The sequence below is a fragment of the Propioniciclava sp. MC1595 genome, assembly GCF_017569205.1.
In the GTDB taxonomy this organism is placed as follows: domain Bacteria; phylum Actinomycetota; class Actinomycetes; order Propionibacteriales; family Propionibacteriaceae; genus Propioniciclava.
The window spans coordinates 3,352,863-3,376,429 of record NZ_CP071870.1 but is presented as its reverse complement, the minus strand read 5'-3'; the positions used below and the strand labels follow the sequence as shown (position 1 = coordinate 3,376,429).

At 66.1% G+C, this 23,567-nt stretch carries 21 protein-coding genes and 1 pseudogene; 13 read left to right on the top strand and 9 right to left on the bottom strand.

Annotation, left to right across the window (positions count from 1 at the left end; genetic code table 11):
• Positions 1–171: 171 nt before the first annotated feature.
• Together J4N02_RS16335 and J4N02_RS16330 are read right to left on the bottom strand one after the other, a co-directional pair.
• On the bottom strand, positions 172–450 hold the full coding sequence (locus J4N02_RS16335) for a TetR/AcrR family transcriptional regulator (RefSeq protein ID WP_188334787.1): 279 nt from the start codon (positions 448–450) through the stop codon (positions 172–174).
• Positions 451–511: 61 nt separating this feature from the next.
• Positions 512–2,713, bottom strand: a complete 2,202-nt coding sequence (locus tag J4N02_RS16330) for a hypothetical protein (RefSeq protein ID WP_188334788.1) — start codon at positions 2,711–2,713, stop codon at positions 512–514.
• A 378-nt stretch (positions 2,714–3,091) separates the two neighbouring features.
• On the opposite strand from J4N02_RS16330, the gene J4N02_RS16325 reads away from it, so the two are divergent.
• The 4 genes from J4N02_RS16325 (at position 3,092) to J4N02_RS16310 (ending at position 6,642) form a co-directional block, all read left to right on the top strand.
• Positions 3,092–3,331: a ribbon-helix-helix domain-containing protein gene (locus J4N02_RS16325; RefSeq protein WP_223202756.1), complete on the top strand. Its 240-nt coding sequence runs from the start codon at positions 3,092–3,094 to the stop codon at positions 3,329–3,331.
• Positions 3,306–3,665 carry a type II toxin-antitoxin system PemK/MazF family toxin gene (locus J4N02_RS16320; protein WP_312846689.1) on the top strand — a complete coding sequence of 120 codons (360 nt, stop codon included), beginning with the start codon at positions 3,306–3,308 and terminating at the stop codon, positions 3,663–3,665. Before J4N02_RS16325 ends, J4N02_RS16320 begins: the two co-directional genes overlap by 26 nt.
• 368 nt (positions 3,666–4,033) lie before the next feature.
• Positions 4,034–4,303 (top strand): hypothetical protein, encoded by a 270-nt coding sequence (locus J4N02_RS16315; protein WP_223202757.1) that lies wholly within the window; start codon positions 4,034–4,036, stop codon positions 4,301–4,303.
• 197 nt (positions 4,304–4,500) lie between these two features.
• Positions 4,501–6,642 carry a CHAT domain-containing protein gene (locus tag J4N02_RS16310; RefSeq protein ID WP_188334790.1) on the top strand — a complete coding sequence of 714 codons (2,142 nt, stop codon included), beginning with the start codon at positions 4,501–4,503 and terminating at the stop codon, positions 6,640–6,642.
• 243 nt (positions 6,643–6,885) lie between these two features.
• Here the strand turns inward: J4N02_RS16310 and J4N02_RS16305 are convergent.
• Positions 6,886–8,443 (bottom strand): annotated as a pseudogene (locus J4N02_RS16305) (IS1634 family transposase).
• Between the two features lie 45 nt (positions 8,444–8,488).
• Between J4N02_RS16305 and J4N02_RS16300 the strand changes: the two are divergent.
• Positions 8,489–10,336, top strand: a complete 1,848-nt coding sequence (locus tag J4N02_RS16300) for a P-loop ATPase, Sll1717 family (RefSeq protein WP_397421194.1) — start codon at positions 8,489–8,491, stop codon at positions 10,334–10,336.
• A gap of 211 nt (positions 10,337–10,547) precedes the next feature.
• A complete protein-coding gene (locus tag J4N02_RS16295) occupies positions 10,548–11,141 on the top strand; it encodes a methyltransferase domain-containing protein (protein WP_208091034.1) in 594 nt (197 codons plus the stop codon).
• A 484-nt stretch (positions 11,142–11,625) separates the two neighbouring features.
• Here J4N02_RS16295 and J4N02_RS16290 read toward each other — a convergent pair whose 3' ends face one another.
• Positions 11,626–13,152, bottom strand: coding sequence for an FAD-dependent monooxygenase (locus tag J4N02_RS16290; RefSeq protein WP_223202761.1), 1,527 nt, complete (start codon positions 13,150–13,152; stop codon positions 11,626–11,628).
• A gap of 70 nt (positions 13,153–13,222) precedes the next feature.
• Here J4N02_RS16290 and J4N02_RS16285 point away from each other — a divergent pair, with 70 nt between their 5' ends.
• The 5 genes from J4N02_RS16285 to J4N02_RS16265 all read left to right on the top strand — a co-directional run bounded on the left by J4N02_RS16285 (position 13,223) and on the right by J4N02_RS16265 (position 16,647).
• The gene (locus tag J4N02_RS16285) at positions 13,223–13,825 is read left to right on the top strand and encodes a class I SAM-dependent methyltransferase (protein ID WP_182818838.1); all 603 of its coding nucleotides are present in this window, start codon (positions 13,223–13,225) and stop codon (positions 13,823–13,825) included.
• Entirely contained in the window at positions 13,822–14,403 is a 582-nt protein-coding gene (locus tag J4N02_RS16280; protein WP_188334799.1) for a TetR/AcrR family transcriptional regulator, read from the top strand. Before J4N02_RS16285 ends, J4N02_RS16280 begins: the two co-directional genes overlap by 4 nt.
• Positions 14,404–14,430: 27 nt before the next feature.
• The gene (locus J4N02_RS16275) at positions 14,431–15,843 is read left to right on the top strand and encodes a ferric reductase-like transmembrane domain-containing protein (RefSeq protein ID WP_182818841.1); all 1,413 of its coding nucleotides are present in this window, start codon (positions 14,431–14,433) and stop codon (positions 15,841–15,843) included.
• 259 nt (positions 15,844–16,102) lie between these two features.
• A complete protein-coding gene (locus J4N02_RS16270) occupies positions 16,103–16,384 on the top strand; it encodes a type II toxin-antitoxin system Phd/YefM family antitoxin (protein WP_208091032.1) in 282 nt (93 codons plus the stop codon).
• On the top strand, positions 16,381–16,647 hold the full coding sequence (locus J4N02_RS16265) for a type II toxin-antitoxin system RelE/ParE family toxin (protein WP_188334800.1): 267 nt from the start codon (positions 16,381–16,383) through the stop codon (positions 16,645–16,647). Before J4N02_RS16270 ends, J4N02_RS16265 begins: the two co-directional genes overlap by 4 nt.
• A gap of 51 nt (positions 16,648–16,698) precedes the next feature.
• Here J4N02_RS16265 and J4N02_RS16260 read toward each other — a convergent pair whose 3' ends face one another.
• From J4N02_RS16260 to J4N02_RS16240, 5 genes are all read right to left on the bottom strand, one after another.
• Positions 16,699–17,193: a hypothetical protein gene (locus J4N02_RS16260; protein WP_182818908.1), complete on the bottom strand. Its 495-nt coding sequence runs from the start codon at positions 17,191–17,193 to the stop codon at positions 16,699–16,701.
• 188 nt (positions 17,194–17,381) lie between these two features.
• Complete coding sequence (locus J4N02_RS16255) at positions 17,382–18,365, bottom strand: family 43 glycosylhydrolase (RefSeq protein ID WP_182818756.1); 984 nt, start codon at positions 18,363–18,365, stop codon at positions 17,382–17,384.
• A gap of 1 nt (position 18,366) precedes the next feature.
• Complete coding sequence (locus J4N02_RS16250) at positions 18,367–19,284, bottom strand: carbohydrate ABC transporter permease (RefSeq protein WP_182818758.1); 918 nt, start codon at positions 19,282–19,284, stop codon at positions 18,367–18,369.
• Complete coding sequence (locus J4N02_RS16245; protein ID WP_188334805.1) at positions 19,281–20,213, bottom strand: carbohydrate ABC transporter permease; 933 nt, start codon at positions 20,211–20,213, stop codon at positions 19,281–19,283. Before J4N02_RS16245 ends, J4N02_RS16250 begins: the two co-directional genes overlap by 4 nt.
• A 57-nt stretch (positions 20,214–20,270) precedes the next feature.
• Entirely contained in the window at positions 20,271–21,578 is a 1,308-nt protein-coding gene (locus J4N02_RS16240; protein ID WP_188334806.1) for a sugar ABC transporter substrate-binding protein, read from the bottom strand.
• Positions 21,579–21,779: 201 nt separating this feature from the next.
• On the opposite strand from J4N02_RS16240, the gene J4N02_RS16235 reads away from it, so the two are divergent.
• Positions 21,780–22,772, top strand: coding sequence for a LacI family DNA-binding transcriptional regulator (locus J4N02_RS16235; RefSeq protein WP_243760934.1), 993 nt, complete (start codon positions 21,780–21,782; stop codon positions 22,770–22,772).
• Between the two features lie 62 nt (positions 22,773–22,834).
• Complete coding sequence (locus J4N02_RS16230; RefSeq protein WP_208091030.1) at positions 22,835–23,464, top strand: PfkB family carbohydrate kinase; 630 nt, start codon at positions 22,835–22,837, stop codon at positions 23,462–23,464.
• Positions 23,465–23,567 lie beyond the last annotated feature (103 nt).

The following is a 23,567-nucleotide window of genomic DNA, read 5'->3' as shown; positions in this document are numbered from 1 at the left end:
ACCGACCGGGGTGGCGCTCACCGGCAATACCAGTGGCCCTGAGAGTGAATATCGAGTGGCGCTCAACCGCAATAATCAGTGGCGCTCACGACTCCAAATACTCACATCACGGAGGGCGTGTCCGCGTGTGGTGGCCCCACATGCAGTTCGACAACGGCTGCGCGACCTTGGTCAGGCGGTCGAGAATGATGCCGTCGTAGGTCGCGGCGGCGGCGTCGGGGTGTCATCATCCGAAACCCCCAGCGCAGTGGCCGTCGCGGCCACCCGCTCATCGGCGCGGGCCAACACGGTCTCCAGCAGTGCCTGCTTGCTGGAGAAGTGCTTGTAGACCGAGCTTTCCTTGATGCCGAAATCGGCCGCCAGGTCGCGGATCGACGTGCCCGCGTAGCCGTGTTCGGCCAGCCGGGACTGCGCGGCGTCCAACAAGTCGGTGCGGGCGTGGCGTCGCATGGCGCTCCTTCGGCTAACGTTCGTTAGCCCACCGCCATCCCAACCGCAGGGACGCTCCACGCTACGGCCGCGACGCCACCCACTTCCCCGCCTTGAACTGGTACTCGACGGTCACGGCCGCGGACGGGTCGCCACCCACCTGGGCAGCGGTGTACCCCTCGGGGTAGATGATCGTCTCCTGCGTGACGATGACCTTCCCCCGCAGGGAGATGGAGTCGATCCTACGGTCGGCGGGCCCGAACTCGCCACCGGGTTCGGAGGCGCCCCCCATGAGGCTGGGCGCCACCTGGCGCAAGGGCGTCCCCGGCTTGAACACCCCGATGGTGGGCATGAGGGAGGCGCGGCCGGCACAGCAGCGCTCGGGTTCGCTGCCGGCGCAGGCCAGGTCGAGCACGACCTCCTGTTCGCCGTCGCCATCCACGTCAGCGCGTCCGACCACCTTGGTCTCCATGATGCCGGCCTCGGCGTAGGAACGGTCGGCCACCCAGGCGGCACCCTGACCGTTCTTCAGCTTGATCGGCGCCGCGTGCTGCCACCCACTCTCACCGGTCCAACACACGTTCGCCGGCAGGGTGCTGTTGAGCAGGTCCAGGTCCGACGGCAGTCCACCCCCGGCCAGCGCCCGGATCTTCAACGCCACGACCGCGGCGGCCTTCTTGTCACCCCACGTCTTCTCCACGTTGGCGGCCACGGCTTCAATGTGGTCAGGCTTGCAGGACTTGAGGGGCTGCACGGCCTTCTTCGCGCTCGGCTCCCACTCGGAGAACTTCCAGTACTCCTTGCTCGTGTCCTTGAAGACGTCCTGCAGGGCGAGGTTCTTGAACAGCACGCCGGAGTCGCTGGCGGCGTTGCGGCAATCCGGCTTCCACTCGCCCAGCATCTGGGGGCGTCCCGTGCCGAACACGGTCACCTGCACCTTCCCGATCATGCTGGAGGAGGCCAGTTCGCTGGTGTAGCTGGAGAAGTCTGCCACCTTCAGGTAGATGCCCAGCTTGCCCAGCGCCGACTGCAGTGCCCGGTTCGTCCCGAGCGCTCGCCCAAGGCCTTCCCGAGTCCCGTCGCTCCGCTGGAGCAAGACCTGCTGGATGGCCCGGTGCACCTCGGTGGAGGTCCCGCACGTCTTCACCGTCTCGAAGGCCTTGCCGAACGTGTCGAGCCCCACCCCCTCGCGGGACTTCAGCACCTCGCTGCCGCCACAGTCGTAGATCGTCTGCACAAACGCGTTCACCATGTCGGAGTCGAAGCCGCCCACGTTGTCCAGGTCGAGCACCGATCCCAGCACGGCGATCAGGATGTCGGCGGCCACCGTCTTCATGGTCGGGTCGGCCTGCAGGGTGAGCTGCACCTCCCCCATCTCGTCGGGACGCCCCAGGCCCACCGCGGTCGCCTTGGCGGGGGCCATGGCCAGGCTGTTGTCATCCGACAGGGCCCGGTTGAGGTAGCCGCGGATGATCCCGGCGACCGTGAAGTCCTCCTCGCCCGCCCACGCCCAGGCGTAGCGGTCGCCGTTCACCAGGTCCAGCGATTGCGTGTAGGGCCGGTTGTTCGCCACGCGCACGGTCAGAACGTCGTTCTTGTCGGGCTCCACGCAGGTGCGGATCGGCATCCCCGACTGGTCCTCATCGGGGCGCACGACGTTGCGCACCCAGCCCGGGAGCGAGCCACTCGAACACGTGGGCGCGGAAGTGCGCTTGCCGAAGACCTCGCCAGATACCTGGCTCACCGTGGCCGCACCGCCACTGACCCAGGTCCAGAACGAGAACTGCTGCAGGTCGGCGACCAGGGTGTCGCCCTCGATGGATGCCGCCTGCCCCGGCACTTGCCACATACCCACTTCGTCGTTCCAGCGCACCAGGAGGATGGTCGAGCGCTGCTCCTCGGTCAGGTTGCCGATGTTCCAGCGCACGCGAATCGGCTTCTCCAGATCGACGTCGTGAACGACCAGCACGGGCGCACCGAACACCTCCTGGGTCAGCCCGTCGATGGCGCCCAGCGCGTCGCCCACCCCCACTTCGACCTCGCGTCCGTCTGGAACCGCGCCGGCCGGCACCTCGACAACGGCCGCCCCCTCGATGCGCGCCCCCTGCGATCCCACGACCTGCCGCTTCGGCACGACCGGGATGGGGTCGCCCCCTGCCGAGTACGCCACCCGCACCCGCTCCGGGCTGGGCTCAACCGGGGGCGGGGCGCCGGTGCACCCCGTCGCGATCAGAGCCAGGGCCACCAACACCGACACGAGCCACCACGGCTTCAACGCCTGCATGTGGCCATCGTCCCATCGGTCAGGTTGGGCGCGGGTTGGGTTTGGCGTCAATGCACCGCCGGCGTCCGCCATCCCGCCGTTCATGAGGGACATCACCACGAAGTCACCGTGCCGCTCTTCGATCAGCCCGAGGCCGGGCGGAATCCTCAGCTAGCTCCAATCGCGCGCCCAACAAGTGGCTGTCGCTGATCTCGCGTGCCTCAACGACACCCTGACGCGAGACGCCTTGCCCGGTGCAGTCGTGTAACGTCTTTCGCCGCAAGATCCGCGACCGCGGTGTACGGCCTCGAAAAGTATCCTGCATTGGGCAGGACCGCACCAGGAGCGGCAGATCCGGTAGAGCTACCGTGGTAGTAAGTCTGGTAGTAAGCTGGTCGCATGGGTCAGGTGAAGTTGAGTGTGAGTCTCTCCGAGAGCGAGGTCGCAGCCTTGGACAAGTACGCCCACGCTGCTGGCCTGAAGTCGCGCTCCGCGGCCATCCAGCAGGCGATCAGGCTACTTGGCGACGCAGAACTCCAGACCGCCTACGAAGCTGCTTGGCAGGAGTGGGAGGACTCGGGTGACGCCGACGCGTGGGATTCCGCCGCTGCCGATGGGCTGGCTGATGCTCCGCGGTGAGATCCGGTTGGTCGATCTGGAACCTGCCCGCGCAGGAGAGGCGGACAAGCGTAGGCCGGCAGTCATCGTGAGCAACGACAACGCAAACGCCATCGCAGCCAGGCTGGGTCGAGGCGTCGTCACCGTGGTACCCGTCACCAGCAACATCGCGAGGGTCTTCCCCTTCCAGGTCCTCCTCTCCGCTCATGAAACAGGCATCCATGTGGATTCGAAAGCCCAAGCTGAACAAGTTCGTTCGGTTTCGGTGGCACGACTCGGTCCCGTCATTGGCCGCATTCCCACCCACCTGATGTCCCAACTCGACGACGCCCTGCGCCTGCACCTCCAACTCTGACCACACCCTCGCAGCGGCATTTAGGGCGGTCGTGCGGGGGCAACCACCAAGCCGACAGGCTCCCCTCGCACACCGCGGAGATGAGGATGTTCCCGGGCACTTGACCCGCTCATGCTCGCAAGTTACCTTGGATCGATGGAGGATCCAGTCATCGCCGCGTCCGCGCTCAAGCATGGCCTTGGTGAACCTGAGATCCTCCACGCCTACCGCAACCCGGTCCGGATCTGGGATCTCGGCGACGGGTTCACCGTGATCGTGGGTCCCAAACCAGTCCGCGATCTTCTTGGAGGTCGGCTATGTCGATGGCGATCAAGTGCACGTCATCGTCCACGCAATGAAAGCCCGCGAGAAGTCCTGAGGTGATGACCATGCCACGCACTGTTGACGAGATGCTGCAGCACGCCGACGAGCTGGCGGCGCGCTTCGAGTCTTTCGAGCCCAATCCCGACGACGCACTCGACGCCGGTGCAGTCGCCCTGCTCCGAGCGGCGGTGGCGGAGCGATCCGAAGCTGAGCGTCACGTGATTGATGCCATCCGCGCAGCCCGGGAAGCCGGCATGCCATGGTCAGCGATCGGCGCCTTCGTCGGCACCAGCGGAGAGGCCGCCCGCCAGCGCTACTTAAGCAAGGTCGCCTGAAGCACCGGGTGCGGCATGAGAGTGCGTTCGGCGCCCCTCGAGGCGGGCCGTCACGCCGAAGCTTCTTGAGGCTCGCGAGCGGTCGCTAAGCGCGCGCAGCTACGGCGGACCCAGATATGAAAAGCTGCCATCATCGAACGCTGCCGATAGAGCATCAAGACCGGCGTATCGCTCGAACAGAAGGGTCTGGAGCGCAAATGAGCGAAGCTGAAGTCGGGCAAACGGCGGACACCGTTGTCCAGGCTCCCCGGCCGATCTATATCGTTGCGTGCGACATCTCAGGAACCGATGAAGCTCCATATGAGCCTGTGCTCACCGAACCAGGCCCAAAGACTGGTGTCACGTCCTTCGATGAAGAGTTGCTCGCCGCGCTTCCAGCGCTCTGGTACGCCATGCATCTACCCAAGACGCGGTTCGAGGTCATCGACATGCCGCTCCGTGCGATTCGCGCCAACGTTTCCGAAAGCCGGGCCCATCGGATCCTCCTGATGCCAGCAGGCCTCCTTCACGAGCCAACCGCGCTGAGGCTTATGGGGCGGCACGGCGAACCAACGATCGTACTTTGCCCTGGAGAGCACCTCGAAGCCGCGAAGGCAGCGTCGCAACAGCTCGGTTGCGTGCTCGAACCCGCAACCTTCGGCTCCTTGAGCCAGGAAAGCTTGGACGCAAACTGGGAGAGGCTCGCGCGGAGTTGGGCCCGCCAGTTCCCCCCGGGAGTCCCCATACTGCCGAAAGCGCCGGTGTGGGTTCCAAGAATCTCCCGCCAAGGGTCACACTTGGCGTGGAAGAACTTCAACCGACTTCTCGGCCATCAGCGTGAACTTCCGCCGGAGCTCGAGGATCCCTATGACATGGCCTTGCGAACCCTTGACGCGCGAGTTCGCGTGGAGTCGTTGACGCAGTTGGAAGACGCGGGGACCGATCCGTTGGATGTGGCATCCAGAATGGAGGACCTATTCCCGGAGGTGGCGGCCTCCATCAAGATGCCCCTCGCCCTTTCATTGATGGGAGTATCCCCAACATACGAGCGCTCCGTCAGGCAGGGGAAGCGCGCCGAAGGTGGACATGATGGGACCCGCGGACACGATCTCGTTACGGACGAAGACGTGGCGGACGTGTTGTCCCTCGTAGTCGGTCACCAAGCCGCTGGCTCCGATTCCATGGGAGTGGTCCTTCCAGACTCAATTCCTCCAGAGGCATTCCACGCGCTCGCCGACCTGGAGCGTTATTGGGAAGCGGGCAGGATGGCGCCCGCCAAAGAGCGGAAGCTGCGTAATCGACTAGACGACACCATGGCATGGCTGTGGAACGACCGGCTTCAATGGGCATTGCGCTCCGCGTCCCATGTCGATGCTTATACCAACTTCCCCATCGGTCTGCTCCGAGTCCCGGGGCACACTGCACCACTTGCGGCGCAGGTCCCGATCGCGTATAGACCGCTGAATCCACTCACTCGAACTCTTCAGCAGCAGTTGGGGCCCGACGACTTCACAGATCTTTCCGCTGGGTTCACTGTCTTGGTGGCCGAATGCATCAAAGCCGAAGACCCAATCGGAAAGGACTCCCGGATCGCATGGTCTGGCTTACGCGAAGCCGTCGGCCTGTCGAGCGCTCCGACGAAGGTCGTGATCGAGGAAACGCTGAGCGCCAAGGCCGTCCGCGAGGAGATTGAACGCCATCATCCGGATGTCCTCATCGTCAGCGCGCACGGAGTCTACGCCCGCGAGCAGAATGTAGCCGGACTCCGCATAGGGGACGACTTCAGCCTCGGACTCGACCTTGGGCCCATGCCCCCCCTCGTGGTCCTTAGTGCGTGCGCATCCGGCCCGCGAGGGGGCGGCGCCGTAGCAGTCACTGATCTCCTCATCCGCCAGGGCGCGGATGCAGTGATCAGCACGTTGGTTCCCGTGCGTGTCCACCACAACGCGGTTTTCATGAGCCGACTCTTCCTCTACATCGGCGAGGCAATCAACGGTAGGGAGAACCACACCACCCTTATGGACTTGTGGCACAGAGTGCAAGCCAACACCGTAATCCTTGACATCCTGTACGGCAACGCCCGACTGGGTGAGTGGGGACACCGCGCCACTAATGGTTTGACTCCAGTTGCGGAGTTCATGGGGCGCCGCGCGGCCGGGAGAATCCGATCGAGCCATCTTTATGAGGACACAGAGGCCGTGCTCCTGGAGATCGCGGACGATCAAGGCATGAGAGACAAGGTCGAGAACTGGCTGCGCACGCCAGGGTATGTTCCGGAGTCGATGATGTACACCGTCGTGGGTGACCCGACACGAATCCGCTTCCGCCCGTCCCAACTGCGTCAGCGTAGCCGAAGCTAGGATTCAGGTTGACCCGTGCCCTCTCTCATGCCCGTGTGGCCAGGTGCTGGTCAGGCTTCGTCAAGCCCAGCCAACATCCGGTCCTCGGCAGAGTCGTGATGTCACGCCCGTCGACGTCGACATCCGCCACTGGGCACGACCGGGAGCGGACGGCGGCATAGCGGACCTCCGCACGGGCCGGTCGGGTCCCCTCGCCGACGCCGGGAGCGGGCCTCTTCTTGCCCAGACCTGAGTTGGACCTCTTTAGTGCCCTCGATGGAGGGCGGTGAGTAGTTCGGCGATGTCGTCGGGGATGGCGGGTTCGGCGTCGAGTCGTTGACCACCGAGTTGGATGGTGACCTGCTGCAGCGGGCGTAGTCCACGGACGATCTTCTTCAGCGACCACCCGCTACGGGCTTGCAGGTCGCGGGCGACGGCGAGCGCGGTGAACACGATGGTGAGGTGGGCCTCGATCGAGTCCTTCAGCCGGTGGTGGATCGGGCGGGCGGCGAGGTCGCTCTTCGACATCCTGAACGACTGCTCGACGTGCCACAGGTCGTGGTAGCTGGCGATGACCTCGGCTGCGGGCATGACTGCAGCGGTGATGTTGGTGACGTACCCCTTCAAACCGACCAGGGCCTCCGCGCGGGCGAGGGAGGCCTCGTCCAAGCTCGCCTGCTGGCCGGTGGTCTTCACGAACCGGACCTTCTTGGCCGGCTTGTCACCGTCGACGACGGCCTGGGCGCGGTTGCGTTGCAGCGCCAGGGTGCGTGTGTCCCGGGCTGCTCGCTTGGCCGAGTATTGCCACACGGCTCGCCACGCCGTGGGATGCACCGCGGGGTCCCACACCGGCTCGGCGCGTGTCTTCACGCGGTTGGGGTCGGGGGCGGTGGAGCGCATCGTGATCGTGTCGATGACCTGGCCGTCGGTGAACGCAGTGCCGTGCCAGCGGAAGTGCTTGGCCAGGTCGTGCGGGGCCTTGACGACGCGGGACCCGACGATGAACCGCAACCCGGCCTCGTCGATCGCCTTCAGGTTTGCCGCCGACAACATGCCGGCGTCGGCGACGACCACCATGTCGGCCACACCGTGCCGCTGCTGGAACGCTTTGATGACCGGGATGATCGTGTGCGTTTCGGCCTTGTTGCCCTCGAAGCAGGCAATCTCCAACGGGTGGCCCGTGCGGTCCACCAGGAGACCGACCACAATCTGTGGGTCGACCCGACGTTCCTTGCTGAACCCGACCTTGCGGAGGTCGTCTTCGGTGTCGGTTTCGAAGTACAACGTCGTGACGTCGTATAACAGCAGGGACACATCACCGCCCTGTTCGGACCACACATGCTGGAAACACGCCTGCGCGATCTTGTCGCGATAGCCCTTGTCAGCACAGCGTTTCAGGCAGCGTTTCACCGTGGACAGGTGCACCGGCACCAGCCCGAGCTCCGCGATGACCCGCAAGCTGTCCAGCTTCGACGTGGGCTCCACCAGACGCGCTAGCACCAGCTGGAAGAACGCCTCATCCTCGATGGCGTCGAACCCGAGTCGTCCCCACGAGTCACGGACCACGTCGACCAATAGTTGGGAGCGTTTCCCCTCGATGACCGCCACCCCCGGCCGCACCCCCCCGCTCGCCGGGCAACTCCAGCGCCGGCTGGTTCGCGTGCAGCTTGTCGTGGCCGACCCGCATCAACGCCGCCAACTCGGCCTCATCATGGGCGGACCCGAGGTGCTCCAGGATCGTGCGGACCCCATGGCGCTTCTCGACGATTTGCACCGCAGTGGCCCCCGAAGCGGTCTTCACCTTCCGCAGGAACGGGCTCACCGGGCGATCCTACCGGGCCTTTAGTGCCCCGAACCCGACGCCCAAATGCGACTGACTAGCCGCGATACATGGCCGAAACCCCGAAATCCGCTGCAGAGGTCCAACTCAGGTGATGTCACGCCCGTCGACGTCGACATCCGCCACTGGGCACGACCGGGAGCGGACGGCGGCATAGCGGACCTCCGCACGGGCCGGTCGGGTCCCCTCGCCGACGCCGGGAGCGGGCCTCTTCTTGCCCAGACGAAGGGCTCCGGAGATCGTGTCTGTGCCTTGCCAGGCATCTCTCCAAGCTACGATGACCACGGATTGGAGTCGAGGACCGCGAAGGGACGTGACACGAGGATGGCTCACGAGTTCTTCAGCTCGTTTGGGATAGCGCAGAGTCCGTTCGAGAGCACGAATGCCGATAACGAACCTTCCCTGGGTGAGTATTTCGTCCCTCCCCCGTATTTTGCTTCAGTTATGGGTAACCCATCGGCACCCCAGTCTGGCATCGTGTTCGCACCGCGTGGCGGTGGAAAAACCGCACAGCGCCGCATGATCGAGGATCAGTCTGGTGGCCTCGGCACCTTTATGTGCGTTACTCTAGATGCATTTGATCAGCCACCTGGCGGGCGCCCAGCCGGTGCCGATCTGTACTACCATCTCGCGCAGGTCTGCAGGGCTTTGGTTTTGGCTGTTCTGATTGAGATGGACTCCCGCCCACAGGCTGTGGCGCTCCTTGATACCGCCGACCGAAAGCTTCTCGAGGCGCAGATCGACCATTTTCTGGGCAGACTGTCCGCGGCGGACTACGAGACGGCGCTTCGAAGCGTCAAGACGCTTGGAACCAAGGCCCAAGACTTCCTCAAGAAGTATGCGTTGCCAATAGGGCTCCTGATTGAGGCTGTTAAAGCGAAGTATGGTCTCAACTTCAACTTGCCGCAGTCAGCATCGGCGCCCGAGCGTCAAGATGCCAGCATCCGATTTCACCTCAATCGGCTAGCGGAAATCTTGGTAAAGCTAGGCTACGAGTCAACCTACGTGCTAGTCGACAAGGTGGACGAGGCCGCCTTCACAGGAACTCCAGTTCGCACGTACTCCTTCATCAGCGCCTTGCTGACGGACCTACCGACGCTAGAGCTTCCGAACCTCGCGTTCAAGTTCTTTCTCTGGGATGCAATCGCGGGGGCGTATGACGAAAGCGGGCTGGCGCGTCGGGATCGGATCCCAATCTACACGTTAAACTGGTCTCCAAGTGAGCTATCCGCCATGCTTCAACGCCGCCTTGCGGTGTACTCGGGGGGCAGAGTTAATTCATTCAACGACTTCTTGGAGCCGTCCGCCATTGACGCCCATCAAATCATTGTGAGATTGTCCGCGGGATCGCCTCGCAACATGATTCGCTTGTCCAACAGAATCGTTTCAGAGGCACTTCGTGTTGACCCGGGGGTTGGGCAAATACCCGAGTCCGCTGTTTGGGCTGGCTTGTCGGTGTATGCCAATGAAATCGCGCATGAACTGATTCCGAAATATCTTCAGGAACTCAAGCGTGTTGACAAGGTGACATTCACGGCGAAACATCTTGGCAGCGAAGTGTTCCGCATTTCTGAGAACGCTGTACGGCGCAAGCTCCAACTGTGGACCGATTCGGGAGTCGTGGCCAAGGTTGACGAGATTCCAAACGATGGCAACCGCCCGCTGCACCTCTACGGCGTCGTAGATCCTCGGGTTTGCCTAGCCATGCTTCAAAGCGAAGAGCCCGCAATCGTCTTGGGCAATTACATGTTCGTGTGCCGCGCCTGTCAGTCGGTTTGCATTTCTGATCGTGCAGACTTCCGTTGTCACGCGTGCGATGCCACCCACCACCTGTCTGATGCAACTACCCTCTTGGAGGCGTGCCGGCGTGGATGACATTGCCCGTGGCGCCAGATTCGAATGAAATGCCGCGGGACCGTTGAACGCCAGTGGAGTACGGTTGCGGGCACCTGAACCCGTCCGAACGAGACACGCGCCGACCGTCCGACTCTCGGCAGATCCGCGCATGGTGGGACATCCCGTCCTTGACGTGGCCGGCGCGGACACCGACGATGGCACCCTCGCGAGACCGGTGGAGGGCGATGGGATGAAGTACGCGCTCATGTACCGGCTCGGCCTGACCCCATGGGAGCACTACGCCGAGGTGGCGCAGGCAAGCATTGCCGAGAAGCTCACGCGCGAGAGCGCCGACCGCTCCAATCGTCCCCTGGGTCGCGCCCTCGACGTGGGCTGTGGACGCGGCGTCCACAGCGCCGCACTCGCCCGCATGGGATGGGACGTGGTGGGAATCGACATGGTTCCCCGCGCAGTCGAGGCGGCCAACCGCACGGGCCTCCAGGGTGTGCGGTTCGAAGTGGCAGACGCGACAAAGCTGCCGCAGGCAGGGTTGGGACACTTCGACTTCTTCCTCGATGTCGGTTGCTATCAAAGTCTGGACGCCATCGGCCGTGGGGGCATGGGCGAGGGCGTGACCGCCCTGGCCAACCCCGGCGCGACCTTGCTCATGCTGGCCCTTGGACCCACCTCCTTCCATCGCTTGACGGAGGGTGTTACCCACGACCAGGTCGTGAGCGGGTTCCCGAACTGGCGACTGCTCTCCAGCGAGCCCGCTGACAGTCGCGGCCTCGGGTGGCCGCTGAACCGCTCCCACCCCACCTGGTACCGATTCCAGCTGTCGTGACTGCAGGCTCAGCAGTGTCACGCGAAGGCGTGACTGCCGTGAGGAACCGACCCGGCCCGGGACGACCCGACGCGCACCTTTCGCACCGTCGCGCACCGTCGGAACATGCGCGAAGGAATGAAAGGTGCGCGTCAACCCTGACGCCCCTGACAGGGCCGTCCCGGCCCCCCCTCGACCACGCAGTGCCCGGCGCCGTGGCACCGGCAGCCTCCGCTGCGGCGGCAGACCCGCCCACCTGCTCGAACTCGCCACCCAGACCCCCGCGCCAGGTACTCCCTCCTCCCGGCCTGCAGGTCTTGTGAGCAGCGGCGAACAGACTCAACGTGCCCGGGCGCGCTGGACGCCGAGTGTCCTGTCCGCAAGGGGACGGGCTGGGCCGCGTGATGGCATGTTCGTGAACGGTGGGGCCCTCCCAAAGTTGCGGCGATCGAGTAGCCGGTCGCGTCCGACATCATCGACAAGACGTTGCTCACAACCCGACTCCTCAGCTTTCGGCTGGGTCGGTGCTGGCCCGGGCGGAGCCCAGTAGCGCCGGCCGCCGGGCCAGAGAGTTCCACACCTCGGCCTGAGTGGTCCCACAGGCGGCGATGTAACCGTCGGGACGGACCAGAGCGACTGAGGGAGCCTCGGAGTCGTCGGAGACCTCCACGACCGGCAGATCGCCCCAGCGCCCTCCGGACGCTGGCTCGCGGACGACCCAGGTGTAGCGGTGTGGGTCCAGCCGTGAGAGCACCCGGCCGCCGGCGCTGGTGGCCGTATTCCCGACCCGGGCGCCGGCTGTCCTGCAGCCCGGCACGACGAGTGGGCTATCCGAGTAGGTGACCTCGAGCCCTGCGAGGGGGCGGCCCAGGACAAGGCGGAGACGTCTTCTCCGCAGCACCCGCGGCCCGAGCGCGCCCACGATGCGACGGGCGACGCCGGCGCGGCCGGTGATCAGGGACGTCGCTCGCCGGACTCCGCCCACCATGGCATGCGCCACCTGGCCCCGCTCGGTCGCATAGCTCTCCAGGAGGCCCTCGCGCACGTCGGGAGGGAGGCGGTCGGCGATCGCCAGCTTCCACACCAGGTTGTGCGCGTCCTGCACTCCGGTGTTGAGGCCCTGCCCACCGACGGGACTGTGAACATGGGCGGCGTCCCCGGCGAGGAACACCCGTCCGCGGCGATGGACATCCGAGACGCCGTGGCTCAGCGCGAACCGCGAGGTCCAGCCGACGTTGCTGGCGCCGAACTCGAGGGACGTCCGCGCGCGGATCAGGTTGTCCAGGTACTCCGCATTGATCGCCGGCCCGGATGCGGCGGACTGGCCCGGGACATGGGCGATGATGCGCCACCGATCGTGTTGGGGCATGGGAACGACGATCAGCAGCCCGTCCGGGTGCAGGTACAGGTGGCCCTCGTCCTGGGGGAGCGTCGACGTCGTGTCTGCGTCGGCCAGGATGAATGTTGCGCCGGCGTCCACCCGCTTGAGCCGGCCCCGGATGGCGTCCCGGACCGTACTGCGGCCCCCGTCGGAACCCAGGAGCCACCTGGCCCGGACGTGAGCCTGCGCCGCGCTCGGGCCACGCAGGTCGGCTACGACCGCGTCCCCCTCGTCGACGAGTCCGACAAAAGTCGTCCCCCACTCGACGTGGACGCCCCGCTCCGTGAGCGCGGCCTCCAGCACCTGTTCGGTCTCGTATTGCGGCGCCGTGAGCCAGTGGGGATGGTCGGTGTCGCCCCAGTCGAGGTCGAGCAGGTCGACCCGGCCGCGCGCGCCCAGCGGGCCCTGCAGGTTGAGGGCCGTGAATCGGACGCCGCGGCGCGACACCTCCTCGGCCACGCCGAGATCCTCGAACACCTCCATCGTGCGGGCGTGGACCACCAGCGCCTTGGAGTGCTGGCTGCGGCTGTCTCTCCTGTCGACGATGCGCACGGTCATGCCGCGTCGCCGGGCCTCCAGCGCCGCCGTGAGACCGGTCGGTCCCGCGCCGATCACCAACAGATCGACGTCATGTGAGTTCCGAGGGACCATGACACCTCCAAATGAGACCATGAAGTCTCATTTTACTCAGGCGATCAAACCGGCGAGACATACTCGTCTCATGTATGAGCTGTTGTATCGCTGGGGCCTGACGCCGTGGGTGGCTGCGGGGCGCGCCCAGTCTGCTCTGGTGGAGCGCCTGCTGGACCGCGAGGAGGCTTGGCATGGCTCCACCGTGGGCCGGACCCTGGTGGATCTGGGCTGTGGGACCGGTGAGCACAGCCTCGCGGCGGCGAAGCGGGGCTGGGCGGTGGTGGGGCTGGACGCTTCGGCGGCGGCGATCGACAAGGCTCGCCGGGCGGCGGATGGTGCGGGCCTCGCTGTCCGGTTCGTGGTGGGGGATGTGCGCCGGCTGTGGGAGGTCCCTGGGCTCGAGCCTGGCGTGTCGGTCTTCGTTGATGTGGGCTGCTACCACGGACTTCGCGCTGCCGGGCGGCGGATGGTCGCCGAGGGCGTGGGCCGGCTGGCGGCGTCCCGTTCCTCGGTGCTCGTGGTTGGCCTGGATCGGCGTCCGGGCTTGGCGGGGGTGGGCGTGACGGCCGAGGGCCTGGGGGCGGACTTCCCCGATTGGCAGGTCGAGCCGGGCCAGGTGTTCGCGCTTGGCGGCGCGGGCCCTCTGGGACGCGCCCGTTTCCGGGTGTTCCGACTGGCCAGGGAGGCATGATGCCGGACAGGGGGTGTGCGCGGAGCGATGCGCAGCGCAACCGTGAGGCAATCCTGCGGGCGGCGGCCGAGGTTCTGGCCGAGGATCCGGCGGCGAGCATGGACGATGTCGCCGCCCGTGCCGGCGTGGGGCGCGCCACCATGTACCGCCACGTGACCGGGCGGGCCGATTTGCTGCACCAACTGGCTTCCTGGGCGCTGGCGTCCGCCACTCGGGCCGTCGATGAGGCCCGCATCGACGACGGCCCCGCGGACGCCGCCCTGCGGCGGGTCCTCGATGGGTTGGCCGTCGAGAGCGTCGGGTTCCGGGCTCTGGTCGTGCTGGGCGTTCCCCGGGATCCGGAGTTCGAACCGGGCCGAGATGCCGTGCTTGCTCCAGTCGTCGCACTCATCGCTCGGGGCAGGGACTCCGGCACGTTCCGGGGTGACCTGGATCCGGCGTGGGCGACGACGGCGCTGGTGACACTGCTGCAGGCCGCCGTCGCGCAGGGGCGCTCCGACCCGGCCCGGCTGGTGTGGCACACGCTGGTGGAGGGGTGGCGGCCGATGATGACGAGGTCTGACGCACGACTAGAATGAGACAAACAAGTCTCATTTAGAGGTGTCATGGTCTCTCAGAACGCGCCAGAACTCGCCCTGCACGCCGTCGCCGCCGACGCTGCAGTCCTTGCCGGACCGGCGGCGTCCAAGCCAGTTGACCGGCGTCGGATGTGGCGGCGCCAGCGGGTCGCGGGTCTCGTGGGGCTCGGTGTGGCGGCGTGCCTGGGCAGTGTCGCGCTCGTCCTCGCGATCCAGGAGGCGACGCCTTTCGTTGGCAGGGTCGGGGCGCTTACCGCCTTGTCGTCAGTGGCCGCGGTGGTGGGCACGTCCCTGATGCTGTTCCTTCTGCTGCTGGTCACCCGGTGGCCGGTGCTGGAGCGGGCGTTTGGCCAAGATCGCCTCGTGGCCTGGCACAAGAAGGTCGCGCCCTGGTCGATCTGGCTGATAGTCGCCCACGTGCTGCTGATCGTCACCGCGAACGCGATGGAGGCCAACGCGGCCTGGCTTGCCGGCATCAGTCTCGTCGTGGGGAAGTACCCGGGCATCGTGCCTGCGATCGCCGGCCTGCTGGCGATGGTGGCCGCCGGCCTCACCTCGTGGCGACGGCTCCGCGGGCGGCTGCGGCACGAGACGTGGTGGACCGTGCACCTGTTCACCTACCTGGGGGTCGTCCTGGCCTTCTTCCACCAGGTCGTTGCCGGGGACACGTTCTCGAAGGGAGCCTCCCGGACGTTCTGGGTCGCGCTGTATGCCCTCGTCCTGGGGCTCATCGTGTGGAACCGCCTGCTGGTCCCGGCCGTCCGCTCGGCCCGCCACCGCCTGGTCGTCACCGACGTCGTGCGCGAGTCCGATGACGTGGTCTCGGTGTGGATGACCGGCCGAAACCTCGCACGTCTGCGGCTGCAGCCGGGACAGTTCCTCAACTTACGGTTCCGGCACCGCGGGCTCGCCTACGAGGCGCACCCTTTCTCTGTGTCCGCCGCCGACGGGGAGCGGTTGCGGATCACCGTCAAGGCGCTGGGTGACGCCTCCACGGCGCTGGCAGGGATACCTCAAGGCACCGGTGTGACGTTCGAAGGACCCTACGGGGCGATGACCCCGGCACGGGTTGAGGGGTCCCGATACATTCTCATCGCCGGGGGCGTGGGAATCGGCCCGATCGTGTCCCTCGCCCAGGGACTCACCTCGCATGACGCCGTCGTCGACGTCGTCTACCGGGCCTCCCTCCCGGAAGACCTCGTCCTCACCGACGAACTCCGGAAGCTGGAGACCGAGGCCGCCCTCCGGCTCCACCTCCTCGCAGGGCCCCGCACCCTCCACCCCCTGAGCCCCGATCACCTCCGCTCACTGCTCGGCGACTTCACCGACGCCACCGTGTTCGTGTGCGGCCCCGAGTCCCTCAACATGCGGGTCACGGAGTCAGCGCGGGCGCTCGGCGTGCCCGCGTCCCGCATCCACCGCGAAGTGTTCGACCTCTGACACCCCCCAGCCACAGCCGCGAACCGGCTAAGGGGAACAGGATTTCCTCCGCTTACCTCCGTCGGCGCACAATGCCCCCAGAACTGTGTTGACAAAGGCTTTCGTCACCCCGGAGTCCGATCGCGGAAGCTTGAATGGGAGACCGGACCGCGCACTGTACATCCGGGGACACCTCGACACACCCACGCCGCCTGCCGTACGTCTACCACCGACCGGTTCTGGCTCGTGGCGCGGCAGAGTTCTGGCTACACTTGTAGCCATGACTGTTGAGGGGACGATGGCGCTGAGGGACGTCAAGAACCACCTGTCCGAGGTCGTGGACCAGGTGGAACGCGAGCACGACCGGGTCGTGATCACCAAGCACGGCCGCCCCGCAGCGGTCGTGGTTAGCGTCGACGACCTCGCCTCGCTGGAGGAGACCCTTGACATCGCCGGCCGTCCCCAGTTGATGCGGCAGATCCGAGCGAGCCTGACCGAGATCGCCGCCGGCGAGGCAGAGGTGGTCACCAAGGACGAGATCCTGCGCACGCTCAGCACATGAGCGAAGCGCCTCTCCCGGTTGCGTGGACCCCGACCGCCAAGCGCGCCCTCACCAGGCTGCCGGAGAAGGCAGCCGCCGCGGCCGTGGAGTTCATCTACGGACCGGTCGCTGAGATCCCCCGTCGGGTAGGAAAGGCGCTCCGCCGCGAACTCGAAGGCCTCTACAGCGCACGCCGCGGCGCCTTCCGGATCATCTACCGGATCTCCGACGTCGTCACCATCATGGCCATCGACCACCGAGCCGACACCTACCGGAGCCACTGAACCACCCCGCAGCGGCAGAAGCGGACGTTCTCACCCCGCCCTTCTGGGTTCCTACTGACGGCTCGAGCGGTTCCACACCACGTGCCCAACGAGGGCAAGGACAGCGAGGCCGCTCGTCACGTACAACGGGGCAGACCACGCTGAATGATCACCCCCACTAACGAAGAACGTGTCGGCCAAGGCCATGCCCGGACCGAAGTTCGCCCAGAAATAGGCTGGGGCTCCCAAAGCCAGCAGAACCAGGAACGGGACCCCCACCACACTGGCCCGCCCCTCGGGCCGCCTCCAGGCGCCGACTAGCAGCGCGATCGCCAGCAGGGGCCCGACCGCCAGGAAGGCAATGACCATCCCGGCAGCCATGGATTCGCCAGTCGCGGCCACGTCCGCGTATATCTGGTCGAGACCGACGCCGGGGACTGCAGCCTGCGGATTCCACACGAGGATCTGGACCGCGGCGAGCAGCGCGTAAGCAACCACCGCCCCCGTTCCGATGAGCGCGACGGCCCTCGCGCTCAGGCGCCGCGTGGAGTTCATTGCTGGGGTCATGCCTTGCTCTTTCCCGGGACATCGGTTCGCCGTCCGGCGCTGTCGTCGACTGTATGCGCCGGCCTGGCCACGGTCCGACCCGCAAGCACCAGCCGCGGCAGATGCGGAAACCCGTACCACGGCTAGCCGTGGTACGGGTCTGCTGGCTACCGAGCCCATTGCAAGGGGGCTTCGACGTCACGCGGGAGTCACGTGTGCTGTCTTGCTGCGATCCAGCCTTGGATTGGTTCTGATGCAGCCATGACGGCATCGTCGCGTGTGGTGAGGTGCACGGGGTCGGTTATCTCGCCGACGAAGCCGTCGGGGCCATCGTTGCGGAAGGCCAGGAACATGGGGCTCCCGGTGGTTCGTTCGGTCACCACCTTCCCGACGTACAGCTGGCTGTCGGTGAGCTGCTGGGCATCGGCGATGTCGTAGGGGCCGAGGGGCCCGTCAGCGCGGGCGGCCCAGACGCCGCCGCTGGTGCCGGTCGCCCTTCTGCTGTGGGAGACGTCGGAAGCTAGGCAGTTGAAGATGAGGTACCACTGTCCGTCGAGGTTGACGGGCTGGACGACCTCAAGCTGTCCGAAGCCCTGCCCTGGTTCGGAGAGGGGTGGGCGGAGTTCCCAGGTGTGGAGGTCGGGTGACCAGGCGTGGGCGACCACCCCTCGGTCGTCCGCGGGTCCGTGGTTGGCCCGGGCGGTGGCGAGTAGGTGCCAGCCGTTGCCGTCGGGGTCGGGCAGGACCCATGGGTCGCGGAATGCCTCGTCGTGCCATTGGCCGTCGGCGAGTTTCTCGTACCAGCGGGGGTCAGCCTCGAGGACAGGTCCGGGCGCTTTGGTCCAGGTGGTTAGGTCTGGCGATGTGGCGTAGCCGATCGATTGGACGTTGGCGCCGTCGTGGAGGGTGGTGCCGGTGTAGTAGAGGTACCAAGTTCCATCAGGGTGCTGCACGATGCTGCCGGTCCAGGTGGCGAGGTCGTCGAAGGCGGGCGCATCGCTTCGGGTCACGGCGTCGTCGAGCCGGCGCCAGTTGGTGAGGTCGGTGGACACGGCGTGCCCGATGGATGCGTTGTAGTGGCGGTCGTCGGGGTTGCCGAGGGACCGGGGTGCATGGAGGAAGAAGAGGTGGTAGAGCTCGCCGTCGTCGGCGGTCCAGAAGTCCCACACCCAGGAGTCGTCGAGTCGCAGCATGTCAGCCCTTTACTCCGGAGCTCGCGATGGAGCTGATGAACGCGCGCTGGAACGAGATGAACAGGGCGAGCACGGGCGCGGTGATGATGGTGGCGTAGGCCATGATCTGGCCCCATGACACGTTGAGTTGCTTGAAGTAGTCGATGCCGACCATGGCGGGGCGGAGTTCCTCGCTCTGCACCACCATGAGGGGCCACAGGTAGGAGTTCCACGCGGGCAGGAACGTGAGGATGGCTACGGTGGCGACGGCGGGGCCGGCCAGAGGCATGACCACGCTTCGGTAGATGCGGAACCAGTTGGCGCCGTCGACGCGGGCGGCCTCGTCGAGTTCGCGCGGGATCGAGTCGAAGTACTGGTAGAAGAGGTAGATCGAGAAGGCGTTGGCGATGAATGGCACGATCTGGATCTGGTAGGTGTCCAGCCAGCCTTGCGACAGCCCGTTGGCGTCGATCCAGGGGAGTTGGTTGCTCCACCACAGCAGGGGTAGCGCCATCGTCTCGAAGGGGACGATGAGCGTGGCCAGGATGACGGTGAGGATGATCTTCTGGCCGCGGAACTCTATGCGGGACAGGGCGAAGGCGGCCATGGAGTTGACCAGGAGGCCCAGTCCGACGGTGAGGACCGACACGATGATGGAGTTGAGCATGAACCGTGCGAAGGGAACTCGGTCGAACACACCTAGGTAGTTCTCCAGGGTGAGGTCACCCACCGGCAGGAAGGCGTTGATCGAGGCCAGGTCAGCGAAGATCTGGTTGTCGGGCTTGAAGCTGGAGACGATCATGAAGACCAGCGGCAGCCCGAAGATGAGCGCGAGGAGGACGCGTCCCAGCGCCACGGCGGCTCGGGCGACGGGGTGGTTGTGGGCGGCGGCCGCTGCGGGGGGCACCTTGGCCTTGGGAGTGTGCTTGATGGTGCTCATCGCCGGGCCTCCTTGTCACGGGTGAGGTAGCGCTGAATGAGGGAGACGACCAGCACAATGGCGAAGAAGACCAGCGAGATCGCAGAGGCGTAACCGGTCTGCTGCTGCTGGAATCCGGTCCTGACGGCTTGGAATACGACGGTCGAGGTGGAGTCCAACGGTCCGCCCTGGGTCATGATGTTGACCTGGGTGAACAGCGAGAACGCGGCGATCGTGATGGTGATCAGAATGAATGTGGCGGTTTGGCGCAACCCGGGCCAGGTGACGTGGAGGAACTGCCGCCACGGTCCGGCACCATCGAGGGCGGCTGCTTCGTAGAGTTCCCCGGGGATGGTCTGCAGCCCCGACAGCCAGATGACCATGTGCATTCCGACGGCCTGCCAGATGGACAGCACGATGATCGCGAACAGGGCGGTCCGGGGGTCCCCGAGCCAGTCGGGTCCGTCGATGCCGATCTTGGCGAGCAGCACGTTGATGAGGCCGTTCGGCTGGTACATGAACATCCAGAGCATGGACACGACGACCATGGAGGTGACCACGGGTAGGAAGTACACGGTGCGGAAGAAGTTGACCCCGCGCACCTTGGCGTTGATCAGCAGTGCGAGCCCGAGCGCGATGGCGGACTGCACGGGAACGATGACCAGCGCGAATACCACCGTGTTCTGCAGGGAGCGCCAGAAGGTGGGGCTGGAGAACAGGCGGGTGAAGTTGTCCAGCCCGATGAAGCGCGCCGGCTCGGGAGAGATCAGTCGGGCGTTGGTGAAGGCCAGCCCGAAGGTCAGGATGATGGGGATGATCAGGAAGGTGACCATGAGGATGATGGCCGGGACGAGCATCAGCCAGGCGACGGTCACGGGTTGGTGGCCGGACGTGGTTCGGGATCTCGGGCTCCGGGCGGCGGCCCGGTCGGGCGTCACTGCAGGCGGCATGGGGAGTTCCTCCTCGAGGATGGGTGGCGCCGCACGTGCGGCGCCACCCTCCGTTCGTCACTCGAAGTAGTTGTTGGACTGCTGGTTGGCGTCGATGTTCAGGACCGCCTGGTCCAAGGCCTGCTGGGGGTCAGCGCCGTTGATGATGTCCTGGGCGGTCTTGGTGAACTCGGTCGCGATGAAGGGGTAGCCGGGGGTCTCCGGCCTCACGACTGCGAACTCCTTGGCGAACTGGCGGAAGATGTCGTTCTCCCCGCCCGGCTTGAAGGCCTCCACCTGGTTGGCAGCCGCGTCAGTGGCCGGGATGTTGCGTGTGGCCTCGGCCACCGAGGCGACGTACTTGTCCTGGGCGGCGAACTTCATGTACTCCATCGCTCCCTCCGGCGCCGAGCAGCTGGAGGACATGGCCCACTGCCACGAACCGCCGCCGATCTTGGGACCGTGGCCCAGGTCCGGCGGGGGCAGGACGACCAGGTCGTCGCCGAAGGCCGCGCGGGCGTCCTTGGCCGACCACGAGCCGTTGTAGAGGATGGCCGACTGGCCATTGACGAAGTCCTTGGTGGAGTCTGCGCCGCTCTTGGCCGCGACCCACTCGTTGGTGACCAGGCTACGGAACCACGTGGCCCACGCCACCGCCTCGGGCCCGTTGAGGACGCCGTCGGCGGACTTGAAGTCGGTGCGGTCGATCAGATCACCGCCGAAGCTCTGCAGCATGGGCGAGTAGGCGTACGGCCACCACTCGCCGGTCGAGCCCGTGGCGATGTCGAGGGGGTAGGCGTACTCGCCGGAGTCCTTCAGCTTCTTCAGGGCACCGTCGAACTCGGCCTGGGTCCACGGCTGGTCGACGGTCGGGATCCGGATGCCGTGCTTCTCCAGGACGGACTTGCGGGAGAACATCGCCAGGGCCACGTCGTAGTAGCCGTAGGAGTAGTTCTGGTCCTTGTACTTGCCGACCGTGGCGGGCAGGAACTTGCCGAGGGTGTCATCGAGCCCCTCGAGGGGAGCGAGGTAGCCGGCCCACGCCCAGTTGGGGACGTTGGGGCCATCGGTGTCGAGGATGCAGGGGAGCTTCTTGGAGGCAGCGGCAGCCACCACCGACTGGTTGTAGGAGTCCTGAGGGAACGCCTGGATGTTGACCTTGTACTTCGTCTGGCTGGCGTTGAAGTCGTCCACGATGGCGGTGATGGCCCCGAGCTCCTCCTCGTTGCCAGCGTTGTGGGTCCACATCGCCAGCTCCGTGGTGCCGTTGGCCGACGTGCCCTGATTGGTGGTGCTGGAACCGCCCTTGGCGCAGGCGCCGAGCGAAACCGAGAGCGCGGCCGCGACGCCCGCAGCGGCCACCTTCTTGATGATGCCTGTGGTCACGATGATCCTCCGAAAGTCCTCGCCGCCGCAGCCTTTGCGTCGGCGCTAAAAGGATTTAGCACAGAAGGTAACACGTCCCGTGCCGACGGTCAACGGGTTGGCTAAATCCTTTCGACAGGGCACGATGGGCATCGGTGTGGGGCACGCGCGCCCTGCCGGGACGAGAGGGTCGGGATGGGAAAGCGTGCAACGTTGGCCGACGTGGCCGAGCGGGCTGGAATGTCCGTCACGGCCGTCAGCCTCGTGCTGAACAACCGCGAGGGCTCCCGACTCTCTGCAGACGCTCAGGAACGCATTCGGGCGGCCGCCCGCGAACTCGACTACCGGCCCAACCCCGCAGCCCGAAGCCTTCGTGTGGGCAAGACCCGCACCGTGGGGTTCATCTCCGACGATGTGACCGTCACCCGCTACGCATCGGCCATGATCCGCGGCGCCCTGGATGGCGCGGAGGCCCGCGACCACACCGTCCTGATGGCGGAGGCGGGCAACGATCCAAAGCGCATCAACCGGGCCGTCCGCGCCATGCTCGACCGCAGGCCGGACGGGCTCATCTTCGCCCTGATGGGATCGAAGGAGATCGACATCCCCGCCGAAGTCGGGGACCTCCCCGTGGTGGTGCTCAACGGCGCCTCGACCGGTGGCCACGCCTCGGTCCTGCGAGACGAGATCACGGCCGGCCGGGACGTGGCGAACCACCTGATCGAACGAGGACACGAGCGGATCGCCCTCCTCGGCGACGCCGACGCCCTGCGCCGCGACCGACGCCTGTCGGTCTCCATCGGCGACCGCTTCACGGGCATCGAATCAGCCATGGCAGAAGCGGACCTCACCTTCATGGCGCGCCACTTCGAGGAGGACTGGGAACCCGAGAAGGGCTACCGCGGCATGCTCGCCCTCCTGGACCAAGGCCTCGACCTCACCGCCATCATCGCCATGAACGACCGCCTCGCATTCGGGGCTTACCAGGCCATTTGGGAGCGCGGACTACGGATCCCCACAGACATCTCGATCGCATCCTTCGACGATGACGTCATCGCGACCTACGTCCACCCAGGTCTGACGACCGTCCGGATCCCCTACGAGGAAATGGGAAGGGCAGCCATGGACATGCTTCTGACGGGGAAGCCTGTGGGACATCTCCAAGTGCCCATGCCCCTCCGCGAGCGTGAGTCGGTCGCAGACCGGCAGCAGTGACAGCCAGAGGCCGCGGCCTGGACAGCCCCGGTGATGGCGGAGCAGAACGACAGGAGCAGGACATGCAGAACTCGGTGATGGTGGTCGGGGAGGCGCTCGTCGACGTGGTGAACGGCACCCCGCATGTCGGCGGCAGTCCGCTGAACGTCGCGGTGGGGCTGGCTCGGCTGGGCCACGACGTCAGCTTTGTGGGGCGCCTCGGCCACGACGAATACGGATCGCTCATCAGCGACCATCTCCGCGCCAACACAGTTCGCTGCCTGCTGCCACCCGACCGCCACCCGTCGAGTGCCGCGATTGCGACACTCGACGCGACCGGGTCAGCGTCATACGAGTTCGAGTTGGTGTGGGAACTGCCCCCACTCCCAGAATGGCTGCCCGCAGCGTTGGAGGGCGCCCGTGCCGTACACACAGGATCGATCGCCACGCTACTGCCCCCAGGGGCGGACACCGTACTGGAGGCGATCCAGAGCACCCGCACCCACGGCGCCCTGATCAGTTTCGACCCCAACTGCCGACCGTCGATCACCCCGGACACCGCCGCTGCACGAGCCAAGGTGGAAGCCTTCGTGGCGTTGAGCGACGTCGTGAAAGCCTCCGACGAGGACATGGTCTGGTTGTACCCCGAAAGGCCCATCGAGGCCTCGGCCGAAGCATGGCGCCAACTGGGCCCAGCCCTAGGAGCCTGCTGAACAAGGCGTCTATCTGACGGCGGGTTGGACGTGGGTGGCGGGTGGGACGCCGCCGCGGCTGTCGAGCCGCGAGTGTGAGTCAGCGCAGTTGAGTGCGACAGCG

Coding starts and splice junctions, on each gene's coding strand:
- J4N02_RS16300 (WP_397421194.1), top strand. CDS start 8,489: ATGCGACTGACTAGCCGCGATACATGGCCGAAACCCCGAAATCCGCTG.
- J4N02_RS16315 (WP_223202757.1), top strand. CDS start 4,034: ATGCCACGCACTGTTGACGAGATGCTGCAGCACGCCGACGAGCTGGCG.
- J4N02_RS16295 (WP_208091034.1), top strand. CDS start 10,548: ATGAAGTACGCGCTCATGTACCGGCTCGGCCTGACCCCATGGGAGCAC.
- J4N02_RS16330 (WP_188334788.1), bottom strand. CDS start 2,713: ATGCAGGCGTTGAAGCCGTGGTGGCTCGTGTCGGTGTTGGTGGCCCTG.
- J4N02_RS16250 (WP_182818758.1), bottom strand. CDS start 19,284: ATGAGCACCATCAAGCACACTCCCAAGGCCAAGGTGCCCCCCGCAGCG.
- J4N02_RS16280 (WP_188334799.1), top strand. CDS start 13,822: ATGATGCCGGACAGGGGGTGTGCGCGGAGCGATGCGCAGCGCAACCGT.
- J4N02_RS16270 (WP_208091032.1), top strand. CDS start 16,103: ATGACTGTTGAGGGGACGATGGCGCTGAGGGACGTCAAGAACCACCTG.
- J4N02_RS16285 (WP_182818838.1), top strand. CDS start 13,223: ATGTATGAGCTGTTGTATCGCTGGGGCCTGACGCCGTGGGTGGCTGCG.
- J4N02_RS16310 (WP_188334790.1), top strand. CDS start 4,501: ATGAGCGAAGCTGAAGTCGGGCAAACGGCGGACACCGTTGTCCAGGCT.
- J4N02_RS16320 (WP_312846689.1), top strand. CDS start 3,306: ATGGGCTGGCTGATGCTCCGCGGTGAGATCCGGTTGGTCGATCTGGAA.
- J4N02_RS16275 (WP_182818841.1), top strand. CDS start 14,431: ATGGTCTCTCAGAACGCGCCAGAACTCGCCCTGCACGCCGTCGCCGCC.
- J4N02_RS16265 (WP_188334800.1), top strand. CDS start 16,381: ATGAGCGAAGCGCCTCTCCCGGTTGCGTGGACCCCGACCGCCAAGCGC.
- J4N02_RS16335 (WP_188334787.1), bottom strand. CDS start 450: ATGCGACGCCACGCCCGCACCGACTTGTTGGACGCCGCGCAGTCCCGG.
- J4N02_RS16255 (WP_182818756.1), bottom strand. CDS start 18,365: ATGCTGCGACTCGACGACTCCTGGGTGTGGGACTTCTGGACCGCCGAC.
- J4N02_RS16290 (WP_223202761.1), bottom strand. CDS start 13,152: ATGGTCCCTCGGAACTCACATGACGTCGATCTGTTGGTGATCGGCGCG.
- J4N02_RS16245 (WP_188334805.1), bottom strand. CDS start 20,213: ATGCCGCCTGCAGTGACGCCCGACCGGGCCGCCGCCCGGAGCCCGAGA.
- J4N02_RS16260 (WP_182818908.1), bottom strand. CDS start 17,193: ATGACCCCAGCAATGAACTCCACGCGGCGCCTGAGCGCGAGGGCCGTC.
- J4N02_RS16325 (WP_223202756.1), top strand. CDS start 3,092: ATGGGTCAGGTGAAGTTGAGTGTGAGTCTCTCCGAGAGCGAGGTCGCA.
- J4N02_RS16230 (WP_208091030.1), top strand. CDS start 22,835: ATGCAGAACTCGGTGATGGTGGTCGGGGAGGCGCTCGTCGACGTGGTG.